Here is a 24,410-nt window from a genome sequence, read left to right on the forward strand (position 1 = left end):
CCAAGGATGTTGCAAGTCGCCATCCCGATGCTTGATCTCGTTCTACGAACCACTGCACAGGAGACAACCAATGCGTCGGCCCCTCTCCGCACTCGCCGCTCTCACCCTCGCCGGATCCCTGGCGGGCGCCTCGCTCGCGCTCCCCGCCGGCGCCGCCACCGCCGCGGCGGGCGCCCCGGCCACCGCCGCCCACACGGCCGCCGCCCGTCCGCAGTCCCCGCTCTCCACGAGCGTGCGCTGGCCGCGCGCCGTACTGCGCGGCGGCGTCATCACCTACTCGATCAAGAGCACCAACAAGGGTGAGTACCCGACCGACCTCGCCGGCATCTTCGGGATCCTCCCGGCCGGTGCCAGCAAGGTCCGTGTGACGGGCAAGTCGTCCGGGACGTACTGCGCCACCTCGGGCCGCGAGCTCTTCTGCATCTACAAGACCCTCGCCCCGAGGCAGTCGACCGGCCTCAAGGTCCGCGTGTGGCTGAAGAAGAGCACCAAGGGCACCGCCGTCGGCAAGTTCGGCCACTACTCCATCGACGTCCCGGCGGGTGTGGACATCACCAACGAGGTCGAGCTGCAGCGGCTCGACATCCAGAACCAGGTCGACTACAAGGCCTTCAGGACCAGGATCGTGCGCTGACGCGGCAGGCGGTCGCGGCCGGTCGGGCCTGGAGCCGGACCGGCCGCCCGGCGTCCCGGCGGACGCCCTCACGCGGCGGCGGGGACCTCGTGCCGCGGCCGCAGGCCGCCGGACACCACGGCCTGCGCCGTCCGGGCCAGAGACCGCCTGGTGACCTCACCGCGTCCCTGGAAGGTGATCTCCGGGAACACGGTGACCTCGACGACCAGCCCCCTCGCCGCGACCACCCGGCACAGGGAGGCGAGCAGGGTGTCGTCTCCGACGAACGCGGCAGTCGTGGCCAGGTCGCCGTCGCCGTCCAGGAACCGCAGGCCGATCGGCCTGACGGGGGCGTCCGCGTCGATCGCGGCCTGGAACATCGCCGGGCGGAAGGCGCCCATGCCCCGGCCGCACCATGTCGTCCCCTCGGGGAACACCGAGACCGACCGTCCGGAGCGCAGCGCGTCGCCCACCTCCCTGACGGTGGCGGGCAGCGTCGACAGGCGCTCGCGGTCGATGAAGATGGCCCCGCCGCCCGCGACGAGGGACCGGATGACCGGCCACCGGGCGATCTCGCTCTTGGCCAGCGGACGGCACGGCATGGCCGCCGCGACCACGAGAGGGTCCAGCCAGGAGATGTGGTTGCCGACCACGAGGGCGCCGCTGGAGGCCGCTTCCCGTGTCGCACCGAGGCTCCGACGGACCTCCAGGCGTACCCCGAGGACCCGCAGGAAGGCGCGGCACCAGGCGCTCGTCACCGCCGCGCGGCGGGCGTCCCCGGCCAGCAGGGCGCAGGGCAGGCCCGCCAGCACGACCACCACGACCCCCAGCAGCCGTGCCGCCCGCCGTACCGGCCCCGCCGCCTGGGCAGCGGGCGTGACGCACGCGCCGGCGCTGCACGGCGAGCCTGGCAGCCAGCCGTTCATCCGGCCACCCCGAGGAAGTGCCGCAGGTACCGGACGTCGACGTTGGCCAGCGAGAGCAGGACGAAGAAGTCGGCGGTCCCGAAGTCGGGGTCGTGCGCGGGGGCGCCGCAGATCCACGACCCCAGTCGCAGGTAGCCGCGCAGCAGCTTCGGAATCACGAACGTGTCCGAACGCGCCGCGCCCTCACCGGTCCACGGGACGCGGGGCGTGACGCGGTACTGCTCCGGGCCGAGGCCGATCTTGTCCATGACGCCCGCCGCGGCCGTCCCCCCGTCGTCCAGCGGGACCGAGCAGCACCCTCCGAGCCAGGCGTGGCCGCCGTTGATCATGTACTGGGCGATGCCCGCCCACATGAGCCCGACCACCGCGCCGCCCCGATGATCGGGGTGCACGCAGGTACGGCCGACCTCCACCATGCCGCCGCGGATGCCGTCCAGCGCCGACAGGTCGAACTCGCCGTCCGAGTACAGCCGGTCGGACCGGCCCGGCGACAGCATCCGGTAGGTGCCGACCACCGTGTCGCCGTCCCGCACCAGCAGGTGATCGCAGTAGGCGTCGAACCTGTCCGCGTCCAGCCCCGAGAGGGGCGAGTCAAGGCGGGCCCCCATCTCCTCGGCGAAGACCTCGTACCGGAGCCGCTGCGCGGCCCGGACGTCCGCCGCGTCCCTCGCCAGCTCCACCGTGTAGCGGCCGCGGGCGTCGGTCAGGACCGTCCCGCCGAGACCGGGGCCGGCCCCACCGGGGGCGACGTTGGCAAAGACCTGGGTCATGGGCATGCCTCCTCTTGTGGCAAACCCATGAAGACATGCGGAGATGGCCATCTGCCGTCCGTATGGTGAACCGCGTGCGCGCTCACCCTGAGCGGTCGGTAGCGTTGTGCGCGATGAAGCAGAGAACGCTTTTGATCACGTTGACCGGCCCCGACCGGCCTGGCGTCACGTCCAGGTTGTTCTCGGTGCTGGCCTCCTTCCCCGTCAACGTCGTCGACGTCGAACAGGTCGTGATCCGCGGCCGGCTCGTCCTCGGCGTCCTGGTCTCCTACGCCGGCGGCCCGCCGACCGGCACCGGAGGCACCCTCGGCGCCATGTGGGCCGCCGTCGAGCGCGTGGCCGAAGACCTCGGCATGGAGGTCGAGCTCACCACGGGCACCGACCTGAAGGAGAAGCGCCGCAGGGGACGGCTCCACGTGACCGTCCTCGGCAACCCGCTGCTTCCGGCCGCCATGGCCGGCATCGCGGGCCGCATCGCCGCGGCGGGCGCCAACATCGACCGCATCGAACGCCTGGCCCACCTGCCGGTCACCTGCATCGAGCTGGCGATCTCCGGGGCCGACCCCGCCACCCTGCGCAGCGAGCTGACCGCCGAGGCCGTTCTGCAGCAGGTCGACGTCGCCGTGCAGCGCTCGGGCATCCACCGCCGGGCCAAGCGGCTGATCGTCATGGACGTCGACTCCACGCTGATCCAGGCCGAGGTGATCGAGCTGCTGGCCCAGCACGCGGGCTGCATGGACGAGGTCGAGAAGATCACCACCGCCGCGATGCGCGGCGAGCTCGACTTCGCCGCCTCGCTGCGCGAGCGCGTGGCGCTGCTCGAAGGCCTCTCTGAGGACGTCTTCGAGCAGGTGCGCAAAGATGTCGTCCTCACCCCGGGCGCCCGCACCCTCGTGCGCACGCTCAAGAGGCTCGACTACCGCTTCGCCATCGTCAGCGGCGGGTTCACGCAGATCACCGACTCGCTCGTCGAAGAGCTCGGCATCGACTACTCCGCCGCCAACACTCTCGAGGTGGTCAACGGCAAGCTCACCGGCCGCGTCGTCGGCGAGATCGTCGACCGTCCGGGCAAGGCGCGCGCCCTGGAACGGTTCGCCGAGCAGGCGGGCATCCCCATCAGCCAGACGGTCGCGATCGGCGACGGCGCCAACGACCTCGACATGATCGCCGCCGCGGGGCTGGGCATCGCCTTCAACGCCAAGCCCGTCGTACGGCAGGCGGCCGACGCCGCCGTGAACGTCCCCTACCTGGACGCGATCCTCTACCTCCTCGGCATCACCCGCGAAGAGGTGGAGGCCGCCGACGCCGAAGACCCCCTGGAGCCGCTGAGCGCCACCCCGCCGTCCCTGTGAACCACCCACACGGCGGGATGCGGGCCGGTGGTGACTGCGCCTGGCGGATGTCCGGTTGCCTGGGCCTCAGTGGTCCTTCGGGGTCCACCGGCTCAGCAGGCGGGCGTCCCCGGGGCCCAGTTCCCCCCAGGCGCCCGTCTCCAGCACGGCGAAGGCCCCCGGCGGGAAGCCGTCGTCGTCCCGGGTCAGCGTGAGGTTCATGACCAGCTCGTGCACACCGGGGTTGTGGCCGACCAGGAGCAGCGTGCCGACCTCGTCGTCGGTGCGGCCGACCAGCTCCAGCAGCTCGTCCGCGTACGCCTCGTAGATCTCGCTCTCCACGTGCACCGGCGAGTCCGCGCCGAGCCCGGCCAGGACGAACTCGGCGGTCTGCCGGGTGCGCACCGAGGGCGAACAGAGCACGAGGTCGGGAGTCAGGCCCATCTCCTTCAGGGTCTCTCCGGCCCGCCCGGCGTCCCGCTCACCGCGATCGGTGAGAGGACGTTCCCTGTCGGCCAGCCCGGGGACGTTCGCGGCCTTGGCGTGTCTCAGCACGATGAGCGTGTTCATCACCCCAACTATCCCATCGAAGAGGTACGGCTACTGCTTGAAGGGGTACGGCTACAGCCCTCGGGCCCAGCCGTACCCCGTTCACGCGTCCTCAGCCTCTCGATCGCCGGTCGATCAGCTCGAGACCTTCTCGCTTTCGAGCTTCTTGCTCGGCTCGCCGCCCGCCGGAGCGATCGACGCCGAACGCCGCTTCGACACCACCACGGCCGTCACGACGATCGCCAGCGCGACCACCGTGACGCCGATGCGCAGCGCGGCGTTGTCGGCGTACGTCACCACGGCCGGGGCGATCAGCAGCGCCACGAGGTTCATGACCTTGATCAGCGGGTTGATCGCCGGACCGGCGGTGTCCTTGAACGGGTCGCCGACGGTGTCGCCGATGACCGTGGCCGAGTGGGCCTCCGAACCCTTGCCGCCGTGGTGGCCGTCCTCGACCAGCTTCTTGGCGTTGTCCCAGGCTCCGCCGGAGTTGGCCAGGAAGACCGCCATCAGGGTGCCGGCGGCGATCGCGCCCGCGAGGTAGGCGCCGAGGGGGGCGTACCCGAGGGCGAAACCGACCGCGATCGGCGTCATGACGGCCAGCAGGCCGGGCGTGGCCAGCTCACGCAGGGAGTCGCGGGTGCAGATGTCGACCACACGGCCGTACTCGGGCAGCTCCTCACCGGTCATGATGCCCGGCTTGGTGCGGAACTGCTCGCGGACCTCCATGACGACCCGCCCGGCCGCCCGTCCGACGGCGCTGATCGCGAGGCCCGAGAACAGGAACACCACCGAGGCGCCGATCACCAGGCCGACGAGCACGTTCGGCGAGTCGACGCTGAGGCTGAAGCTGCTGAACGACTGCAGCGCGTCCTTGACCCCCGCCGTCGCCTTGGCGAGCTGACCCTCGACGGCCGTGCGGAACGAGCCGAACAGCGCGGTCGCCGCGAGCACGGCCGTCGCGATCGCGATGCCCTTGGTGATCGCCTTGGTGGTGTTGCCCACGGCGTCGAGAGAGGTGAGGATGCGCGCGCCCTCGCCCTCGACGTCGCCCGACATCTCCGCGATGCCCTGGGCGTTGTCGGAGACCGGCCCGAAGGTGTCCATGGAGACGATGACGCCGACGGTGGTGAGCAGGCCGGTGCCGGCCAGGGCGACCGCGAAGAGCGCCACGGTCACGTTGCCGAAGCCCAGCAGGAACGCGCCGTACACCGCGCCGCCGATGAGCAGGGCGGAGTAGACGGCCGACTCCAGGCCCACGGAGATGCCAGAGAGGATGACCGTCGCCGGGCCGGTGAGCGAGCTCTCGCCGATGTCCTTCACCGGGCGGCGGTTGGTCTCGGTGAAGTAGCCGGTGAGCACCTGGATCGCGCTCGCCAGCACTAGGCCGATCAGCACCGCGCCGATCGCGATCAGGCGCGGGTCGGAGCTCAGGTTGGCGACGCTGTCGCTGACGCCGCTCAGCTTGGAGAAGGAGTCCGGCAGGTAGGCGAAGGCCGCCGCGGCCACCAGGACGGCCGAGATCGCGGCCGAGATGAAGAACCCGCGGTTGATGGCCGCCATGCCGTTGCGGTCACCGCCGCGGGGAGAGGTGGTGAAGATGCCGATGATCGCGGTCAGCACACCGATCATCGGAACGATCAGCGGGAACACCAGGCCCTCGGTGCCGAAGGCCGCCTTGCCCAGGATGAGGCTCGCGACCAGCATGACCGCGTACGACTCGAACAGGTCGGCCGCCATGCCGGCGCAGTCACCGACGTTGTCGCCCACGTTGTCGGCGATGGTGGCGGCGTTACGCGGGTCGTCCTCGGGGATGCCCTGCTCGACCTTGCCGACCAGGTCGGCGCCCACGTCGGCCGCCTTGGTGAAGATGCCGCCGCCGACTCGCATGAACATCGCCAGCAGCGCGGCGCCGAAGCCGAAGCCCTCCAGGACGCTCGGAGCGTCACCCTTGTAGGCGAACACCACGATCGCGGCGCCCAGCAGGCCCAGCCCGACGGTGAACATGCCGGCCACGCCACCGGTACGGAACGCGATGCGCATCGCGACCTTCTCACCCGACTCACGGGCGGCGGCGGCGACGCGGACGTTTCCGCGGACGGCCAGCCACATGCCCATGAATCCCGTCAAGGCGGAGAACCCGGCCCCGACCACGAAGAACACCGAACGGCCGATCGCGACACCGGTCGACTCGGAGGGGAGCAGCAAAAGCAGGAACGGGATGAGTACGACAAAGACAGCGAGGGTTCTGAACTGTCGCGTCAGGTAGGCGGCGGCGCCTTCCTGGACGGCTCGGGCGATGTTCTGCATGCGCTCGGTGCCTTGACCGGCAGCGAGCACCTCTCGGACGAGACCACCTGCGACGGCGAGCGCGAGCAGCGCCACCGCGGCAACCACGATCACGATGGTGAGATGGGAGCCGCTAAGGGATACCGCTGCGGTGTCGCCAGCGGCCAGATTGAGCCTGGGCATCCGTCCTCCTCGGCCAGACGGGTTGGTCCAAGCCCGGACCGCGCTGCGAAATCACTCGGGGGGCGGCGCGCATCCGAGCTGGATTGGCAGTGCCGCTTCCGGTAACGTCCGCAGACCTGCCCGCAGGGCGACGTCGATCTGCGGGGACAAAACCTTGGCCGGTGCGGGGAGTCTACGCAGGCACGGGCCAGATATGAAGCCTCTCCCGCCAGCTAATTAGGGCCTCGTCCAGTAAGCCGCGCGGCTTTGCCCTACAACAACGCGGTTTTCCCCCTCTGACAGCCCGTGACATCCGGGTTACGGACAGGCTTTTATTACCGAAAAATTATGACCGTTATAACAAGTGACATGCCGACCCGACACGCCCCCACCCCTCCCACCCCGCGCCGCCCCCGACCCCGCCCTCGGCCCCCCGACCCCGCCCCCGACGAGGCCCACCCAGACAGCAATCAGAAAGCGACCCCGCCCCTGTTAACGCCACGCATCCCAACCTCGGCGCCCCAACCCCCGGCCGCCTCGTTGCGGCCACACCCCGACCCCGACCCCGACCCCGACCCCAGACAGCAATCAGAAAGCGACCCCGCCCTCTTACCGAACGCCACACATCCCAGCCTCGGCGCACCAACCGCCCCCAGCACCCTCATCCCGGCGGCGACATGCGCGACCGGACGGCCGGCGAGTACGCGGTGGACCAGCAGACGCCGACCATGAACGGTCAGCCGGGCGTTACGGTGGGACACGAGGCCTCCGTGTGATGCAGATTCGACACCTACACCACACCGGAGGCCTCTCTATTGATCAAACCCCACCGTCAACAACGCTCGTGGTCAATACACCTAGTCCAGGCCACCTCATCCCGGCCCTCCGCAGCCACGATCAGGGGCTTGGCCGGCACCACCGGAAGGCCTGCCGGCGGCCCTGGCTGTGGCCCGGCGGTGCCCTACGGAGAACCGCGGGTTTTCACCATGCTGGAGGTGATTGGTCGCCGTGGGGTCCTTTCTGGGCTGCCGGGCAGCCAGCCCTCACAGAGCCCTCCGGGCGATCGGCTGCTCGGCCCTGGTCACCCCTGGTCTCCGGTCCCGGTCCATGCCTCAGCACCAGCGAAAGGCCCGCAGAGGGGCGTACGTCCGCGTTGCAGCGCCCACAGCCAGGAATCCCCCGCACAGGCCCAATACGGCCGACGCCCATCCTCTGCCGTTCCCTCTCGACGGCCGTTCGTACGGGGGGCGGCTCGAATGCAGGGCCTGCCGTCCCTCGGCGGCGGCCGTTCATCCCGGGAGTGGGCAGGCTCGAATACAGGGCCTGCCGGTCCCTCGCGCCAGCCGTTCATCCCGGGCTGGGCAAATGCAGGGCCTACCGATCCCTCGCAGCGGCCGTTCATCCCGGGAGTGGGCAGGCTCGAATGCAGGGCCTGCCGGTCCCTCGCGGTGGCCGTCCGCAGCTCCGGGCAGCCAGCGCTCGCACGCCCGGCCGGCACGGCCGGATGCGAGGAGCCGGATCGGAGACCGCCCCGACGACGGGGCCGAACGGCTCAGGCAGTGGCCAGGCCGGTGGTGGCGGCGGGCCAGCTCATCCTGATCCGCAGCCCCTTCGCACTCGGATACACCTCGACGTCATCGGCCAAGGCGGCGATGACCGCGATGCCGAACCCGGACATCAGCGTGTCGGCGGGGAGCAGGCTGGCCAAGGCCGTGCCGTTGACGGCGGCCGGCGGCTCGCCCTCCCCCGCGTACGCCTGCTCGAGATCGTCGCTAGGTGCCGAGTCGGTGACGGTGACCTCGAAGCGCCCTGAATCGTCGCACAGCTCGATGCGGATCGGCTCGCCCGGGCAGTGGACGCGGTGTGCCTCCACTGCCCGTGAACAGGCCTCTCCGACGGCGAGCCGCACTTCGTCCAGCAGCGCCTCCGCGACCCCCGTGCGCCGGGCGATCGCCGTGGCGACCAGCCGCGCGGTGCGCACGTGGGCCGGCAGTGCACTGAACGTCAGCTCGACGGTGGCCATGACTACTTGTCTCGGCCGTGAGCTTCCTTGGCCTCTTCGACCGAGGCGTAGATCCCGAAGACCTTGGTGAGACCGGTGATCCGGAAGATCTTCAGGATCCGCTCCTGCGTGCAGACGAGCTCCAGGGAGCCGTCGTGCGCCCGAACGCGCTTGAGCCCGCCGACCAGGACTCCAAGTCCCGTGGAATCTAGGAAGTCCACCTTCTCCATGTTGACGAGGAGGTGGAAGTTGCCCTTGTTAACCAGGTCGATCAGCAGCTCACGCAGCCTCGGCGCGGTATAGACGTCGATCTCACCCTCGACTTCCACGATGGTGAGTCGGTCTTCAGTGTGGTGGTCCAACTTCAGATCCACAGATCCTCCAGCGCCTTGCCTGCTGAGTCCACGACGAGGGGTCTGACATGCTGGGACCCCAAGTCCCAGCGCGCAATACCCTGACGCGCGGCATTCAACCACGCCCCGCCTTCGTGTCTATACGAAATCACGACTCCGGGCGACTCTCCCCCAAGATGCCAAACTGGAAACCAGTGACTGCGACCACATCACCATCGCGGCGACCAGGGCCGATCCTGAGCCGCCTGCTCGCCATGCCCGCACGCCGGGAGCGTGTCACCCATGTAGAGCACGTTCCCGCACGTCAGCCAGGTCATGTGTGCTGGCCGGAATGGGTCGGCGAACTGCTTGTCAGCCGTCTGCGAAATCAGGGCGTCGAGGGCCTGTGGGAACACCAGGCAGAGGCCGCCGAGCTGGCACACCGTGGCCAAAACGTGATCATCTCCACTGGAACGGCCTCGGGAAAATCTCTCGCCTACCTGGTGCCGGCCGTGTCGGAGATACTCTCCGGGGGTAGCGTCCTCTACCTCACACCGACCAAGGCGCTGGCCGCCGACCAGTTGCGCGCGGTCCGGGGGCTCAAGCTCGCCCAGGTGCGCGCCGCCACCTACGACGGCGACACCCCGCCCGACGAGCGACAGTGGGTCCGCCGGAACGCCAACTACGTGCTGACCAACCCCGACATGCTCCACCGGTCGATGCTGCCCCACCATTCGGCGTGGACGTCGTTCTGGCGGCGGCTCAAGGTGGTGATCGTCGACGAGTGCCACGGCTACCGAGGCGTCTTCGGCTCGCACGTGGCCCAGATCTTGCGCCGCCTGCGCCGGATCTGCGGCAAATACGGCTCCCGGCCGGTGTTCATCCTCGTCTCGGCCACAGTGAGCGACCCCGCGGCCTCCGCGATGCGCCTGACGGGCCTTGAGATGGCCGAGGTGACCACGGACGCCTCTCCTAGGGGTTCCACCACCTTCGCCCTGTGGGAGCCGCCTCTGACGGACCTGCGGGGCGAGAGCGGCGCCCCGGTACGACGCACCGTGACCGCCGAGACCGCCGACCTGCTGAGCGACCTGGTGGTCGACGACGTGAGAACCCTGGCGTTCGTCCGCTCCCGCCGGGCCGCCGAGACCGTGTCGCTGATCGCCCGGGGGCACCTGGAGGAGATCTCGCCCGAGTTGCCGGCGCGGGTGGCGGCCTACCGCGCCGGGTATCTGTCCGAAGACCGGCGCATGCTCGAGAAGGGGCTGCGCTCGGGCGAGATCATGGGCTTGGCCACGACCAACGCCCTGGAACTCGGCATCGACGTGTCCGGCCTCGACGCCGTACTGATCGCCGGCTGGCCGGGCACGCGGGCGTCCCTGTGGCAGCAGGCGGGCCGTGCCGGACGGGACGGCCAGGACGCGCTCGCGGTGCTGATCGCGCGGGACGACCCTCTCGACACCTACCTCGTGCACCATCCCGAGGCGCTCTTCGGGCAGCCGGTCGAGGCCATCGTGCTCGACCCGGACAACCCGTATGTCCTCGGCCCCCACCTGTGCGCCGCGGCAGCCGAGATTCCGCTCACCGAGGCGGACCTGCCCGTGTTCGGGCCCTCGGCGGAGACGGTGCTGGACGATCTCGTGCAGCAGGGCATGCTGCGGCGACGCGCCCAGGGATGGTTCTGGACCCGGCGGGAGCGCGCCGCGAACCTCGCCGACATCAGAGGATCGGGCGGGCCTCCCGTCCAGGTCGTGGAGTCCTCGACCGGGCGACTGCTCGGCACCGTGGACGAGCCCTCCGCCCACTCCTCGGTGCACACGGGCGCGGTGTACCTCCACCAGGGTGAGACCTATCTGGTCGAGATGCTGGACCTGGACGCCGAGGTCGCCCTCGTCACGCAGGCCAGCCCCGACTATTCGACCTTCGCCAGGGACGTGACCGACATCTCGGTGCTCGAGTCGCTTCGATCTCATCCCCTCGGGCCTGGAGAGCTGCACTTCGGCACCGTCGAGGTGACGCGGCAGGTGGTCTCGTTCCTGAAGCGCCGGGTCCAGACCGGGGAGGTCCTCGGGGAAGAACCCCTCGACCTGCCGCCCCGCACCCTGCGGACCAGAGCGGTGTGGTGGACCCTGCCCGACGACGTGCTCGCCCCCCTGCGCGCCGAGGGCCTCGACCTCGGCGGGGCCGCCCACGCGGCCGAACACGCCTCCATCGGCCTGCTCCCGCTGTTCGCCACCTGCGACCGCTGGGACATCGGTGGCGTCTCCACCGAACTGCACATGGACACCGGTCTTCTCACCGTCTTCGTGTACGACGGCCACGAGGGCGGCGCCGGCTTCGCCGAACGCGGCTACGCCCGCGCCCTCGACTGGCTCACGGCCACCCGCGAAGCCATCGCGTCCTGCGAATGCGAACGCGGCTGCCCATCCTGCATACAGTCCCCCAAGTGCGGCAACGGCAACGAACCCCTGGACAAGCAAGGCGCCATCCAACTCCTCGACACCCTCCTTCCGCCTCTCTGACCACCCAACCTGACCTGCCACCCGACCCGCCCACCTCCCCACCCGGATGAGAGCGACCAGGGGCCGACACGCGCCCACCCGGCCACCCACCTCCTAGGGCCAGCACGTGCCCACGCCGTCCGCCCACCTCCCCACCTGCGTGAGGGCTACCTGGGGCCGGCACGTGAGTCAGCGAGGGCGAACCGGGGTCCTAAACCAGGAAGCGAGAGTCTGACGCTCACTCGTACGTCCACCACCCCGTCGCGGACCACGCACCTCACCAGGCTGGCATGGTTGGCACCGGCAAGATCGCGTGCGCGGAGGCAGGCCCGTTCCGGAGCGGCGAGGGCGTGAGCCGCACCGGCGAGAGCACTGAGATCGGCCGCGGACTGCGCGCGATGGCGTGCGACTCGAGCCGAGCCGACGAACAGCACCGTTCCGGCGAGAAACCAGATCAGCACCACCCCCGCGAGCACCCATACGGTGCCCGAACCGCGATCCCCTCCCGTACTGATCCGCCGACGAGCCACGTCGAGGAGGCGGCCGAGCCTTGAGCCAAGGCGAAGCCTGCGAATCCGTACAAGAAGCGCAACGAACATCACGGCACGTCCTCGAGAGCATGGCCGCCCGCAGGAAACGAGCCGACGGCTCCGGGTTCGTTGGGGGACGCGGCAGAGGCACCGACCTGGACAGGCGGTAACGCGAACCCCCAGCTGGGCCGGATCGAGCTTGAAACGGTGACGCGGCTCAGCTCCGCTTCATGCACGACCGATACAGCGGAACCGGGAGGTGCCGCACGCCTGGCCGCGAGACGGACAGCATCGAGCGACTCGCCCCTGGCCGCGGCCCTGGCACCGGCCCGGGCGGCATCGACACACTCCAGCTGGGCCTGCACGGCGGCGACCGCCCAGAGAGCCGCCCCCAACAGCAGAGCGAGCGACGGAAGAGCCACAGCGATTTCAGCCGTCACCGAGCCCATGTCGCTTCGCCCTGATCTCCCTGTCCCACCACTACTTCCACCAAACCCGCCGCCACCCGAGCCCGCCCGCCCACGCCGTCCCTCCCCTTCACCCCCTCTACTGCCTTGACCTCGTTCAGGCTCTCCATGCCCTTTGTGCCACTCCACGCACTCCGCCCCTCCCGTCCTCCGCCCCGGCACGCACTCCTGTTCAGGGCTCTCTGTCATCCGCCGTTCACGACCTCACTCCCGTGCCGGCTCTTCGCTGCCGCCCGGCCTGACTCAGATCTCGGACACCAAGGCCGTCAAGGGCATCGTCGAGAGCCGACTGACCACCACTGGCCCCCCACGTGCCCCCGCCAGACCCCTGTCGGCGCCTCCGACTTTCCTTGGGAGTGACGTCCTGGGCCGCCCCCTCGTACATCCGGAAGCACGCCCGGGTGTACCTACTGAGGCGGTCCTCCTGGTCGTCCAGGCCGGCCACCCCTCCGCCTCGCTCAGGCTGTTCACTTGGCTCGGTTCCTCGGCCTCCAGAGGTCGTTGCGGCTGTTCATGCCCTCGCACCCCCGTATCGTCCAACCTCTTCTTGCCCTTCAGGTGTGCCAGGGCGGCTGAGGGCGGGGCGCGGCGGTGGAGTGGCGCTCGCCACCGTGCCCCGCCGCGGTCACCCTGCGAGCTGTAGAGCTCGACCGATGACGTCGGAGAGCATCTTGCGTACTTCCGGGCTGCTGACGATCTTGAACAGGAGGCCGGCGAAGGCGCAGGCCGCGATGGTGCCGACCGCGTATTCGGCCGTGGACATGCCTGCCTCCGAGCGCGCGCGGGCCACAGCACTGACCCTGCGCACGCAGTCTTCGGCCTGTCTCCGCCAGTTGTGAACCAGCCGCCTTACCTCCAGCGTCTTCCTGATCAGCATCCGCCCCAAAGTGCTCCGGCCGCGAACTTCAACCGACCTGCGCATCCGACCTCCCCTTGTCGTGTCGCCGCTCTACGGAGGATCCGCAGCGGCCCGAACAGGCAGGATCAGATTGGCCTAGCGGCGAAGCCCAAGAATCAGCCGAACGAGATTCTGTGGACAACTTCACCCAATACCGCGACGCCTGTGGATAAGTGGATTACTTCCAATCGCGAGAAGGTTCAGGACGACCTCTGAACGAGAGCATGTCTCCGTCAGCCACCCCCTTGCACAGGGTGGTCAAGAGGGATTCCCTTTGCTCTCGGGCGATCACACCGGACCAGCGTCGCGCCAACGGGCGCTGCCCGCTCTACAAGCCGGCATAACGCGAAAAATCCGCGGACAGAGGTACGGCAGGGACCGAAGGGTACGACGGGAAGGCCCAGTGGTGAAAGGGGAAGATCTCTTCTTCCCTGAGGTCAACGGCCACCTTGGCCACCTGATCGATCATCTCGGGTTCGCTCAACACCGCCGCGTGTCGGCACCGTATCCGGCGCACCTTTCCTTGCGGACGCGGTACCGAAATAGCGCCACGACGACAAGCGAAAAGAGTCATTCGAAACGGCAACAAAGCGGAGAAGGACCTTCTCGAAAGCGACAAACCTGAGAAACAGCCGTCCGAAAGACAACTCCCCCAGCGCCCAAGACGGACACGGTCAGCCGATGCGTCGGCCGAGGGATGACAAATGATCCCCAGGTGCGCTGACCGGCGCTGACGATGACCCGGCGGCGATGACCGCGACGACCTGTGAGCAGGTGCGTGTAAGGTCTGGCTGCCCTGCTTCCAGGGGGTGGCCACCCTGGTCTCTCAGGCGTCTTCACAGGGGGCTAGATCAACCGAATACCTGGTCCGCCAATCCTGCGACGACCGGAATGATGCCCAGGAAGACGAAGGCGGGCAGGAAGCACAACCCGAGGGGGGCGACCACCTGGACTCCCGCTCGCCGTGCGGCGGCGGAGGAGGCCGACCTTGTCTCCTGGCGGGCGTCGTTGGCCAGTCTGGACAGCACATCGGCGACCGGAGCACCGCTGACCGCGGCACGGGCCATGCCACGGGCGAACGCGGCGAGCGGGCGGTCGGTTTCCAGCGCCGACCAGGCGGACTCCGGGCGCGCACCGAGGCGCAACTGGCCGTTGACCCATGCCAGGCGCTCCCCCAGCGGCCCTCCCACCGCCTCCGACGTCACCTCCACCGCGCCGCTCACCGGCTGACCGGCGCGTAGACAGGCGACCATGAGGTCGGCCGCGAACGGCAGATCAGTGCTGATGCGAGCCTGTCGCCGCCGCACCTCTCCCGGCTCCCGGCGGCGCCGGACCACGACCACGACCACACCGATGCCGGCGCCGCCGATCAGGCCTGGCAGTCCCCCGATGAAAAGAAACCCGCCCACAGCGGCCGACAGGACCGTAAGCACCTCACCGAGCCGCTGCTGCCGCACACCGCCGTCGTCTGGACGCATGGATCGATCACCGACAGGAAAGCGCCGGATGCGCCCTGATCCGCCTGCGCGCCCTTGGCTCAGCAGGCCGGGGTGCGAGGCTAGGAGCAGAGGGTCACCAGGGTGATGAGGGACGCGTCGGCGCAAGCGGTGATCCTCCCGTTCACTCCTCTGCCGCCCAGCCCATAGGGCAGGAGGGTCGGACGAGTGACCCCAGCCCCCGTCTGCTCCCGCCCACCCCGAAGGCGCTCCTGTTTCCGCGCCCGCTCCAGCCGTGTCGAGGGCGTCAGGCCAATCCGACGGAGGCCGCTGGTCATGGAGGCGGGCCAGCCGCTCGGTTGCGTCCCAGGGCGTGAGCCACAGCCAGGTCGCCAGGGCGGCCAGCCCTGCGGCTAACAAGAGGATCATGCCGATCGTCCTTCTGTCGTCCACGCCTCATAGATCGTTAGAGGCTGCTTCACCGGTTTCGAATGACCTCCCCGGTCCTGCTCCGGTTTCGTCGTACAGCCGAGTCATGCCGGGCTGGGCAGTGACGCCGTCGCACCCGGGGCCCTGCCCGTGCGCTCGGGGTGCCCGCTACGCCGCCTCATAGATCGTTAGAGGCTGCTTCACCGGTTTCGAATGACCTCCCCGGTCCTGCTCCGGCCTCGTCGTACAGCCGAGTCATGCCGGGCTGGGCAACGACGCGTCGCACCCGGGGCCCTGCCCGTGCGCTCGGGGTGCCCGCTCCTGGTCGGACGGTCGTGTCGCCGGCGCCGCGGGTCCTGCTGGGACCTCGGGATCAAGGTCCGGTGTGCGCCCACTGCCCGCAGGGTCCGCCGGCTCAGGCGCCCGTACGTTCCGCACGGGCTACGAGACGGTTCGTCCATGCCACCCCGGCGAGGTCGAGCAGCACACCGACTGCGAGACACGCGAGGCCGGCCGGACTGCCCACAAGGAAGGAAAAGGGGCGAAGTCCCAGACCTGCCGCGAGCAGCACCCCTAACACCGGGAGAACCGCGAGCAATCGGGCCGTGGAGCGCGGACCGGCCAGTTGGGCGGCCACCTCCGCGCGATGAGCCTCGGCCTCTCTGAGGGATTGCCCGACGCGCTCTACCAACGCCGTCAGCCCTCCGCCCACGGTGACGCTGACCCGCCAACACGCCGCGAGGCCTAAGAGCCCTTCCCCTCCGTGAGCGGGGACGGCGCCCTGGAGAGCCCCGGCGACGTCACCACCATCGCGAGCTGCGGCGATCACCGGACGCAGGACGGCAGGATCCGGTGGTTCGAGGGAGGAGGCCGCCCGTGCCATGGCTTCCCCAGGCGTGCGCCCGCTCGCGAGCTCAGCGACGATGGCCTGGCACAGCTCGATGGAGGTCCGTCTCCAGGCGGCGGCCAGGCGCCTTCGATCGGGCCGGCGGACCAGCCGTGTGAGGCGGGATGCCCACCACCGTCGTCCGGCACCGGGCACGCGCGTGATCGACAGCAGCCGAATCGTCTCTGGATCGGGCGCCGTCCAGGCCAGGGCCGCGACCACGGCCAAGGCGACGGCCATCACAAGCACTGCTCAATCCCTTCCGCTCCGTCGACAGCTTCATACGCCTCCCCCCATGCCGTTGTCCGATCTACGACCGTCGTAAGGGGCCGGAGAACGACCAGGTAGGCGTCCGGGACACCGGGCTGAAGAGGCGCTCACCCCGCTACCCCCGGGGCTCGGGTGAGGAGGCTGGGGAGGGCAGGGCCCGCTTCGGGTTCGCCGCGGGCGGGGAAGAGGAGGGCGGGGACGACGCGGACGAGGCCCGAGGAGGCGCGTTCGAGCACGCAGATCTCGGCGACCCGGCGCCGGCCGCCGCCGGGCTCGCGGACGACGTGGATCACCGCGTCGAGTGCCGCCGCGATCTGGCTGTGCACGGCCTCCCTGGTGAGCCCTGCCGCGCAGGCCAGCGCTTCCAGACGGGCGGGCACGTCGGCCGGGTTGTTGGCGTGCAGGGTGCCGCAGCCGCCGTCGTGCCCGGTGTTCAAAGCGGCCAGGAGGTCGACGACTTCGGCGCCTCGCACCTCTCCCACGACCAGCCGGTCGGGCCGCATGCGCAGCGCCTGCCGGACGAGGTCACGCAGGCTCACCCCGCCCGCGCCTTCGAGATTGGCGGGCCTGGTCTCGAGCCGGACGACATGGGGGTGGATCGGCCGCAGTTCCGAGGAGTCTTCCACGAGGAGCAGCCGCTCACCCGGGTCGGCCAGGGACAGCAGGCTCGACAGCAGAGTGGTCTTGCCGGTGCCCGTGCCTCCTGTCACCAGGAACGCCGATCGCGCGGCGACCATCGCACGGAGCGCCACCGCCCCCCGGCCGGGAACCAGCTCCTCCAGGGTGAAGGAGCGGCGTGGCGGAAGCCGGAGTGACAGGCAAGTGCCCTCGGGGGCGACAGGGGGCAGGATGGCGTGCAGCCGGACACCGCCGGACAGCCGGGCGTCGACATAGGGGGAGGCGTCGTCGAGGCGTCGCCCCGCGGCGGCGGCGAGCCGCCGAGCCAGCCTGCGGACCTCGTCGTCGTCGGCGAACGTGACCGGGGTACGCCGCAGGCCTCGCCCGTCGTCGATCCAGACCTCGCGGGCGCCGTTGACGAGCACATCGGTGACCTCGGGCTCGGCGAGGAGCGGCTCCAGCGGCCCCGCGCCGATCAGGTCGGCCCGCAGCGCGCGGGCCACCGCGAGGATCTCGGCGTCCCCCAGGACCGCCCGCTCCGCGCGGAGAGCGGCGGCCACCTGCGCGGCGGACGGCTCCGCTCCCGACCGGGCGAGCCGCACGCGGACGGCCTCGACGAGCTCCGGTGACACCGTGGCCCTGGTCATCGAGCCCCCAGGGTGGTGAGGAACTGGGCGCAGAAGCGGCCAAGGGGTGTGCGCTCGTTGAGCGGCGGGGCATCGCCTCGGTTGAGCGCTTCGGCGAGGCCGCGCTGGTCGGCCAGGAGGCCGAGGCACGGCACCCCGAGCGAGGTGGAGATGACGTCGGGGTGCAGCACGCCGTCGCGTACGACCGCTCCGAGGGCCGAGGTGTGCCTGCGCAGCTCGATCAGCAGCTGGGAGGCCGCCAGCACTCCTCTGACGTCGGCGGGCACGAGCACCAGGGTGGACGCCGCCCGGGACAGCGCTTCGGCGGCCGCGGGGCTCACGTGGCGGGGAAGGTCGACGACGATGAGATCGCATCCGCGGTGGGCCGCCTCCAGGACCGCGCGCATGGCTTCTGGAGGGATGGGTGGGGATTCGCCGCGATGCCAGGACAGGACTGTCAGCTCACCGACGGTGGGCAGCGCCTCCTGAAGCGCGGTGAAGCTCACCCGGCCTTCTCTTTCGACCACATCGGGCCACCTCGCTCCGGTGGCCTGCTCCTGGCCGAGGACGACGTCGATGCCGCCGCCGAGCGGGTCGGCGTCCACCAGGAGGGTGCGAAGCCCGCGGCGGGAACCGGCGAGGGCGAGGGATGTCGCCAGGACGCTGGCCCCCGCCCCGCCTCTGCCGCCGATGACGCACACCGTCTCGCCTGCTCTGACCATGGGCTCGGAGGCCTCGGCGAATTCGTCGACCAGCTGTCTTTCGGCCTCCGGCAGCTCCAGGACCGCCTGTGCGCCGACGGCGACGCACCGCCGCCAGACGCCGGGATCGTCCGGAGTGCGCGTCACGAGCAGCACCCCGGGGCGCGGCGGTGGCCCGGTGGCCGCGAGCGAGTCGGCGGCGTCGGCTCCCACGACGACGAGGGGCGCCCGCTTCCAGTAGGGCCGGGCATGGACGGGCGCGTGGGCCACGTCGATCTCCACGTCGGCGGCCGCCGCGATCCTCAAGAGATCGTCGAGGAGATCCTGGTCTTCGGTGATCACCAAGGGGCGGTTCATGGGGGGCCTCCGTCTGTCGTCGGGAGACCCACCTTGCGGAATCTGGCACCGCCCCCGTCGCCCCGAACCGCGTTCTGTGGATAACCCTCGGAAGAGGGCTCAGGCCCGGGCGTCGTCCCAGGGCTTGCTCTGGAGGAAGTAGGTGTCGTAGAGCTCCTGGACGTCCAGCAGGCTCTCCGGCGGCACCTTGCCGTAGGCGATGCGCTCCAGGTGGCGGAAGTACTCGAAGCGTTCGACGCCCGGCGTGATGACGATGAGGATGTCGGCGTTCTCTCCCGGGGCCGCGGCGAAGGCGTGGGCGAGACCGGGCGGGACGATGACCAGGTCGCCGCGCTCGGCGGTGACGACCTGCTCGCCGGACAGCAGCTGGGCCGTGCCGTCCAGCATGTAGAACAGCTCGGCGGAGTTGGCGTGGTGGTGCGGCTTGGCGCCGTCCGCGCCGTCGGTCAGGGTGACGCGCTGGGTCGAGAGGGCGCCACCGGTCGAGCTGCTGTCGGCCAGCAGCCTGATGGTGGTGGGGGCTTGGCCGATCACTTCCGCCTCGGCGGAGCGGACGACAACGGACTCGGCGAAGTTCGGCACGATGAGCGTCATTTCGTATTACTCCTTCAAGCTGTCAAGACAGAGGTGTCAGATGGCGAACAGGAGGGCGGCGCCGGCGAGCATGACCACGGCGGTGGCGAAGTGGACGCCGAACGCGGTGGCCTTGGCGCCCCCGTAGCGCAGAACGATGGAGGTGTCGACGAACGGGAGGATGGCCCCGACGAGCATGAACCAGGCCTCGGCGCGGGCGCCCACGAAGACGAGAAGGGCGAGACCGAGAAGGCCGTAGCAGCCGTCGCGCATCCCCTTGATCGTCAGGTAGGCACGGTCTCCGTCCGGCTTGGCCGGGACGCCGTACCCGGCGGCGGCGGGCACAGGGACGGTGAGGAACCGGAAGCCGATGAAGAGGAAGAGCAGGTTGAGAACGATGGCGAGCCCGTAGGCAACGGTAGTGAGCATCTCGGGTTTCCTTTGCTAGCACCGCTAGGAGCAAGAGCGACACTAACATAGCCTCGACAGCAGCGCTAGCGGCGCTAGACTATTTGTCATGTCGATCCAGACGCGCCGCGAGCGCGAGCGAGCAGAACGGGAGCGGTTGATCGTCACGGCCGCACGAGAGCTGGCGGAGTCAGAGGGCTGGGACGCGGTGACGACGCGGCGGCTGGCCGAGGAGATCGAGTACAGCCAGCCGGTCCTCTACAGCCACTTCAAGGGCAAAGACGCGATCATGGCGGCGGTCGCCGTCGAGGGCTGCGCCGAGCTGGCCATCGAGCTGCGCGCCGCCCGCACAGCGGCGTCCGACCCCCGGCAGGCCCTGACCGGCATCGCGACCGCCTACTCGTCGTTCGGCGAGCGGCGCCCGGCGCTGTACGACGCGATGTTCACGCACATCGTCGACCTGCCGTTCGCCACCCCCGAAGCGCCGGCCCCACTGCAGGAGGCGTTCGGCGAGCTCCGCGAGGCCGTACTGCCGTTCGCGGGGGACGACGACGTGGACGTCCTCACCGAGACCCTCTGGAGCGGGCTGCACGGGCTTCTCACGCTCATGCGCAACGGCCGGCTCCTCGGTGGGCATCACGAGGAGCGCCTGGCGACGCTGATCAAGCGGTTCTGCGGCTGACCCAGGACCTCGGCCTGCCCGGCGGTACGGAGAGCCCCGCCGCAGCACCCGAAGAGCCGACGAGGCTCCGGCGGGGCGTACCCGGAACGGGCCGATCCCGGTGGCCGGGGAGGCCACGCCAGGGGTGACGAAAAAGAGGCGACCCCCGCCGGGGGGGGAGAGCGGGGGTCGCCAACCGGTCCGGCTCCGGGGGGGGTAGAGCCGGTCCCGTTTCAGAAGAAAGCTTTCAAGGTCCGCCGCGACGCGGGCAAGGGATCGTAAAACGTGACCCAAGCTCGATCGCCACAGTCATGTGGACACCAACGTATGGTGCCCGATGAACTCAAGTTCCGTCGAGGAGCAATCTCTAATTTCCAGTGGTTTTTTTCGGCGGTAGCGGATCGGCTACTGGAAGTATGCGAAAAACGGCGTACCGGAAGCCTCATCACCGAGGGTGATCGAGACCGTTTCACACCGGCCTGTCAGGGCCGCCCACCCGCCCGGGACCGGTGGCATCTCACCGGTTCGTGCCACATGCTCCCCGACCGGCCCGAGGCAGGCCAGAAGTCGGTAAAGGTCTTGGTCCGAGGGGTTCCCATCAGCCCGGATCCGTCGTAGAAAGGTCTCACGGACTCAATGTTCGCGTACGACCGCCGGGCACCCACGCGCGACCAGCCGCGGGAGGCGCGTCGAGCCGGGCTTGACCCGCTCAGACGATACGAGGTGCACGCTTGGTAACCCGGCGTGTCGTACCGGCGGCGGCGTCCCACACCAGGGACGCCGTTCGCCTGTGTGTGGGGGTGTCTCAGCCGCGCCGCCGGCCCCTCAGCCTCGCTGCAACGCCTCGCAGATCGCCGTCGCCTCGCGGGCGCCCAGCTCGACCGCGCTCGCGCAGTGCCGTACCCAGCCGCCGACCCCCTCGGCCGTCCCCTTGAGGTAACCGCGCAGGCTCTCGGCGTACGCCTGCCCGAGGTCGGCGTGGCCCACCTCGACCGCCACCAGCGACTTCGGATCGAGCCCGAACTCCACCAGCGTCAGCCGCTCCGCCGCTCTGGCCACCAGCCCGTCGGCCGTCCCGAACGGGCGCAGCACGGCGAGCTCGGCGTGGACGATCGCGGCGAGCACGAGCGCGGGGGCCTTGGATTCGCCGGTGATCAGCGTCACCAGCGCCGAGACCCGCCCCGCCGTGGCCTGCGCCCCGGGCGCCGGACCGATCTCGAGCGGGTCGGCGGCCTCGGAGGCGGCCCGCGGGCGTCCGAGGAGATCGTCGCCGACGAGTCCCACGGCGGCCAGGGCGTGCAGCCGGGCGAGAACCTGCCGGGGCGCCGTGCGCCAGGTGGCGCCGAGCCTGCCCACCTCGGAGGACACGCGAAGAGCTCCTTGGGCGACCGGCGAGCCGGCCTCGCCCGAGCGCAGCGACGCCAGCGGGATGTCGGCGCCTTCGAGAGCCGCCGAGGCCCGCGCGCCTCTCAGGGCGGACTCCGCCGACACCTCGGGCCCGCGACGGCGCAGCACCCGGTGCCTGTACAGCTTGTCGACCGCGGCGCGGGCGTTCTGCACGGCCTCGGGCACACCGGGCAGTTCGGCGATGGCAGCCAGTGGGTCGCTCACGCCTCCCGACCCTACCGGCCGGTAGCCGGAGACCTCACAGCACCGCCCCTGGGTCAACGCCCGGTCAAGGTGGCGCCAGGGAGGGGGTACCGGAGGCCGTCACTTACCAAGGATGCTTCCCCGAGAGGTCAAGACTGGGCCGCTCTGAATGCTCCCGGGCCGCTGGGCGCACGCTTCGTACCGTTCAACGCGGTCCCGCTGAAAACCCCTCTCCCCCGTGTCGCATTTATTGTTAGATATCATTCCCGCAACGAATCCGCAGCTTTTGTGACTGCCTGTTAAGTCGGTTGTGAACGGCTTCGGACTCGCCGGACCTCCGCCTAGAGTGAGCAGGGACCACTTGTCCCCCCCGCCCCCCTGCTGGTGAAGTGGGACCCAGCCAATCGAGCCAGGCCATGTGAAGGAGTACGTTGTGGCCCCGGAAACCCCTGGTCGCGAGACCCAGGAGACTCTGTCGAACCTGCTTCACGAAACGCGGCGCTTCGAGCCCCCGGCGGACCTCGCGGCGGCCGCGAATGTGACGGCCGACGCCTACGACGAGGCGGCCAACGACCGCCTCGGCTTCTGGGAGCGGGCGGCCGACCGGCTGAGCTGGGGCCGGCGCTGGGACACCACCCTGGAGTGGAACCCGCCTTTCGCCAAGTGGTTCCTCGGCGGCACGCTGAACGTCGCCTACAACTGCGTCGACCGGCACGTCGAGGCGGGGCGCGGTGACAAGGTGGCGTACTACTGGGAGGGCGAGCCCGAGGGCGACAGCCGCACCATCACCTACGCCGACCTGCAGCGCGAGGTCGCCAAGACCGCCAACGCCCTGACCGAGCTGGGGGTGGGCAAGGGCGACCGCGTGGCGATCTACATGCCGATGATCCCCGAGCTGCCCATCGCGATGCTGGCCTGCGCCCGCATCGGCGCCATCCACTCGGTGGTCTTCGGAGGCTTCTCCGCCTCCGCGCTGAGCGGCCGCATCCAGGACGCCGACGCCAAGCTCGTCATCACCGCCGACGGCGGCTTCCGCAGGGGCGCGCCGAGCGCGCTCAAGCCGACCGTGGACCAGGCCGTCGCCGAGTGTCCCGGCGTCGAGCACGTGCTGGTCGTCCGCCGCACGGGCGAGGACGTCGCCGTCACCGACAAGGACATCTGGTGGCACGACCTGGTCGAGCGGCAGAGCGACCGGCACGAGGCCGTCCAGCACGACGCCGAGGACCCCCTCTACATCCTCTACACCAGCGGCACGACCGGTAGGCCGAAGGGCATCCTGCACACCACCGGCGGCTACCTCACGCAGATCGCCTGGACCCACCACGCGGTCTTCGACCTCAAGCCGGAGACCGACGTCTACTGGTGCACCGCCGACATCGGCTGGGTCACCGGCCACTCCTACATCGTGTACGGCCCCCTCGCCAACGGCGCGACCAGCGTGATCTACGAGGGCACCCCCGACACGCCCCACAAGGGGCGGTTCTGGGAGATCGTCCAGAAGTACGGCGTCACCATCCTGTACACCGCGCCGACCGCGATCCGTACGTTCATGAAGTGGGGCGACGACATCCCCGCGAAGTACGACATGTCGTCGCTGCGCGTGCTCGGCTCCGTCGGCGAGCCGATCAACCCCGAGGCGTACGTCTGGTACCGCGAGCACATCGGCGGCGAGCGCTGCCCGGTCGTCGACACGTGGTGGCAGACCGAGACGGGCGGCATCATGATCACCCCGCTGCCGGGTGTGACGGCCGCCAAGCCGGGCGCCGCGATGCGCCCGCTGCCCGGCATCGTCGCCGACGTGGTGGACGACCTCGGGCAGTCGGTGCCGAACGGCGGCGGCGGCTTCCTCGTCGTCCGCGAGCCGTGGCCGTCCATGCTCCGGGGCATCTGGGGTGACGAGCAGCGCTACAAGGACACCTACTGGTCGCGCTTCGAGGGCATGTACTTCCCCGGCGACGGCGCCAAGCGCGACGAGGACGGCGACCTGTGGCTGCTCGGCCGCGTGGACGACGTGATGCTGGTCTCCGGCCACAACATCTCGACCACCGAAGTGGAGTCGGCGCTGGTCTCCCACCCCAAGGTGGCCGAGGCCGCCGTGGTCGGCGCCACCGACCCGATCACCGGTCAGGCGATCGTGTCGTTCGTCATCCTGCGCGGCAGCGCCGAGGAGAGCCCCGACATCGCCAAGGAGCTGCGCGACCACGTCGCCAAGTCCCTCGGCCCGATCGCCAAGCCGCGCCAGATCCTGGTGGTGCCCGAGCTCCCCAAGACCCGGTCCGGGAAGATCATGCGCCGTCTGCTCCGCGACGTCGCCGAGAACCGCAGCATCGGTGACGTCACCACGCTGGCCGACAGCTCGGTGATGAACCTCATCTCGCAGAAGCTCCCCGCCGCGCCGAGCGAGGACTGATCACCTCCGACAAGCCGTACTGAAGGGCGCGGATCCCCGGATCCGCGCCCTTCATGGCTCCCCGGCCCGGCCACTCAT

Annotated in this window: 21 protein-coding genes and 1 pseudogene; 5 read left to right on the top strand and 17 right to left on the bottom strand. The window is 70.1% G+C overall.

The features are described 5' to 3' along the window. Nucleotides 1–70: 70 nt before the first annotated feature. Nucleotides 71–634, top strand: coding sequence for a hypothetical protein (locus tag KIK05_RS08310; RefSeq protein ID WP_214409993.1), 564 nt, complete (start codon nucleotides 71–73; stop codon nucleotides 632–634). A 68-nt stretch (nucleotides 635–702) separates the two neighbouring features. Here KIK05_RS08310 and KIK05_RS08315 read toward each other — a convergent pair whose 3' ends face one another. Then, a complete protein-coding gene (locus tag KIK05_RS08315) occupies nucleotides 703–1,539 on the bottom strand; it encodes a lysophospholipid acyltransferase family protein (RefSeq protein ID WP_214409994.1) in 837 nt (278 codons plus the stop codon). Beyond that, a complete protein-coding gene (locus KIK05_RS08320; RefSeq protein WP_214409995.1) occupies nucleotides 1,536–2,309 on the bottom strand; it encodes a GNAT family N-acetyltransferase in 774 nt (257 codons plus the stop codon). The genes KIK05_RS08315 and KIK05_RS08320 overlap by 4 nt, the downstream gene beginning before the upstream one ends. A gap of 113 nt (nucleotides 2,310–2,422) precedes the next feature. Here KIK05_RS08320 and serB point away from each other — a divergent pair, with 113 nt between their 5' ends. Beyond that, nucleotides 2,423–3,661, top strand: coding sequence for a phosphoserine phosphatase SerB (gene serB / locus KIK05_RS08325; RefSeq protein WP_214409996.1), 1,239 nt, complete (start codon nucleotides 2,423–2,425; stop codon nucleotides 3,659–3,661). A gap of 66 nt (nucleotides 3,662–3,727) precedes the next feature. Here the strand turns inward: serB and KIK05_RS08330 are convergent, their stop codons facing one another. The 5 genes and pseudogenes from KIK05_RS08330 to KIK05_RS08350 form a co-directional block, all read right to left on the bottom strand. Next, nucleotides 3,728–4,210 (bottom strand): SixA phosphatase family protein, encoded by a 483-nt coding sequence (locus tag KIK05_RS08330; RefSeq protein WP_214409997.1) that lies wholly within the window; start codon nucleotides 4,208–4,210, stop codon nucleotides 3,728–3,730. Between the two features lie 114 nt (nucleotides 4,211–4,324). After that, a complete protein-coding gene (locus tag KIK05_RS08335; RefSeq protein WP_214409998.1) occupies nucleotides 4,325–6,661 on the bottom strand; it encodes a sodium-translocating pyrophosphatase in 2,337 nt (778 codons plus the stop codon). A gap of 635 nt (nucleotides 6,662–7,296) precedes the next feature. After that, nucleotides 7,297–7,401 (bottom strand): annotated as a pseudogene (locus KIK05_RS08340) (IS481 family transposase); the annotation flags it as partial. A 791-nt stretch (nucleotides 7,402–8,192) separates the two neighbouring features. Then, nucleotides 8,193–8,663, bottom strand: coding sequence for an ATP-binding protein (locus KIK05_RS08345; protein WP_214409999.1), 471 nt, complete (start codon nucleotides 8,661–8,663; stop codon nucleotides 8,193–8,195). A gap of 2 nt (nucleotides 8,664–8,665) precedes the next feature. Next, the gene (locus tag KIK05_RS08350) at nucleotides 8,666–9,016 is read right to left on the bottom strand and encodes an STAS domain-containing protein (RefSeq protein WP_114029683.1); all 351 of its coding nucleotides are present in this window, start codon (nucleotides 9,014–9,016) and stop codon (nucleotides 8,666–8,668) included. A 233-nt stretch (nucleotides 9,017–9,249) separates the two neighbouring features. Here KIK05_RS08350 and sftH point away from each other — a divergent pair, with 233 nt between their 5' ends. Then, nucleotides 9,250–11,493, top strand: coding sequence for a DNA 3'-5' helicase SftH (gene sftH / locus KIK05_RS08355; protein ID WP_504740186.1), 2,244 nt, complete (start codon nucleotides 9,250–9,252; stop codon nucleotides 11,491–11,493). A 146-nt stretch (nucleotides 11,494–11,639) separates the two neighbouring features. Here sftH and KIK05_RS49390 read toward each other — a convergent pair whose 3' ends face one another. The 9 genes from KIK05_RS49390 to KIK05_RS08395 form a co-directional block, all read right to left on the bottom strand. Continuing rightward, nucleotides 11,640–12,071, bottom strand: a complete 432-nt coding sequence (locus KIK05_RS49390; RefSeq protein ID WP_372455576.1) for an Rv3654c family TadE-like protein — start codon at nucleotides 12,069–12,071, stop codon at nucleotides 11,640–11,642. After that, a complete protein-coding gene (locus KIK05_RS48785; RefSeq protein WP_308249815.1) occupies nucleotides 12,071–12,658 on the bottom strand; it encodes a TadE family type IV pilus minor pilin in 588 nt (195 codons plus the stop codon). The genes KIK05_RS49390 and KIK05_RS48785 overlap by 1 nt, the downstream gene beginning before the upstream one ends. A 436-nt stretch (nucleotides 12,659–13,094) precedes the next feature. Further along, complete coding sequence (locus KIK05_RS48005) at nucleotides 13,095–13,346, bottom strand: DUF4244 domain-containing protein (RefSeq protein ID WP_214410002.1); 252 nt, start codon at nucleotides 13,344–13,346, stop codon at nucleotides 13,095–13,097. A gap of 872 nt (nucleotides 13,347–14,218) precedes the next feature. Beyond that, nucleotides 14,219–14,824 carry a type II secretion system F family protein gene (locus KIK05_RS08370; RefSeq protein ID WP_308249816.1) on the bottom strand — a complete coding sequence of 202 codons (606 nt, stop codon included), beginning with the start codon at nucleotides 14,822–14,824 and terminating at the stop codon, nucleotides 14,219–14,221. Nucleotides 14,825–15,647: 823 nt separating this feature from the next. Beyond that, nucleotides 15,648–16,358, bottom strand: a complete 711-nt coding sequence (locus KIK05_RS08375; protein ID WP_214410136.1) for a type II secretion system F family protein — start codon at nucleotides 16,356–16,358, stop codon at nucleotides 15,648–15,650. A 137-nt stretch (nucleotides 16,359–16,495) separates the two neighbouring features. Next, a complete protein-coding gene (locus KIK05_RS08380) occupies nucleotides 16,496–17,653 on the bottom strand; it encodes a TadA family conjugal transfer-associated ATPase (protein ID WP_214410004.1) in 1,158 nt (385 codons plus the stop codon). Beyond that, nucleotides 17,650–18,690: a septum site-determining protein Ssd gene (gene ssd, locus KIK05_RS08385; protein WP_214410005.1), complete on the bottom strand. Its 1,041-nt coding sequence runs from the start codon at nucleotides 18,688–18,690 to the stop codon at nucleotides 17,650–17,652. The genes KIK05_RS08380 and ssd overlap by 4 nt, the downstream gene beginning before the upstream one ends. Nucleotides 18,691–18,789: 99 nt before the next feature. Next, complete coding sequence (locus tag KIK05_RS08390) at nucleotides 18,790–19,284, bottom strand: cupin domain-containing protein (protein ID WP_214410006.1); 495 nt, start codon at nucleotides 19,282–19,284, stop codon at nucleotides 18,790–18,792. Between the two features lie 36 nt (nucleotides 19,285–19,320). Continuing rightward, nucleotides 19,321–19,692, bottom strand: coding sequence for a DUF4267 domain-containing protein (locus KIK05_RS08395; RefSeq protein ID WP_214410007.1), 372 nt, complete (start codon nucleotides 19,690–19,692; stop codon nucleotides 19,321–19,323). Between the two features lie 88 nt (nucleotides 19,693–19,780). On the opposite strand from KIK05_RS08395, the gene KIK05_RS08400 reads away from it, so the two are divergent. After that, nucleotides 19,781–20,353, top strand: coding sequence for a TetR/AcrR family transcriptional regulator (locus KIK05_RS08400; protein WP_214410008.1), 573 nt, complete (start codon nucleotides 19,781–19,783; stop codon nucleotides 20,351–20,353). Between the two features lie 804 nt (nucleotides 20,354–21,157). On the opposite strand, the gene KIK05_RS08405 is transcribed toward KIK05_RS08400, so the two are convergent. Then, complete coding sequence (locus KIK05_RS08405; RefSeq protein ID WP_214410009.1) at nucleotides 21,158–21,943, bottom strand: Fic family protein; 786 nt, start codon at nucleotides 21,941–21,943, stop codon at nucleotides 21,158–21,160. A 412-nt stretch (nucleotides 21,944–22,355) separates the two neighbouring features. Between KIK05_RS08405 and acs the strand changes: the two genes are divergently transcribed. Continuing rightward, nucleotides 22,356–24,332, top strand: a complete 1,977-nt coding sequence (gene acs, locus KIK05_RS08410; RefSeq protein WP_214410010.1) for an acetate--CoA ligase — start codon at nucleotides 22,356–22,358, stop codon at nucleotides 24,330–24,332. The last annotated feature ends 78 nt before the right edge of the window (nucleotides 24,333–24,410 follow it).

Source organism: Sphaerisporangium fuscum (assembly GCF_018531465.1).
GTDB lineage: Bacteria > Actinomycetota > Actinomycetes > Streptosporangiales > Streptosporangiaceae > Sphaerisporangium > Sphaerisporangium fuscum.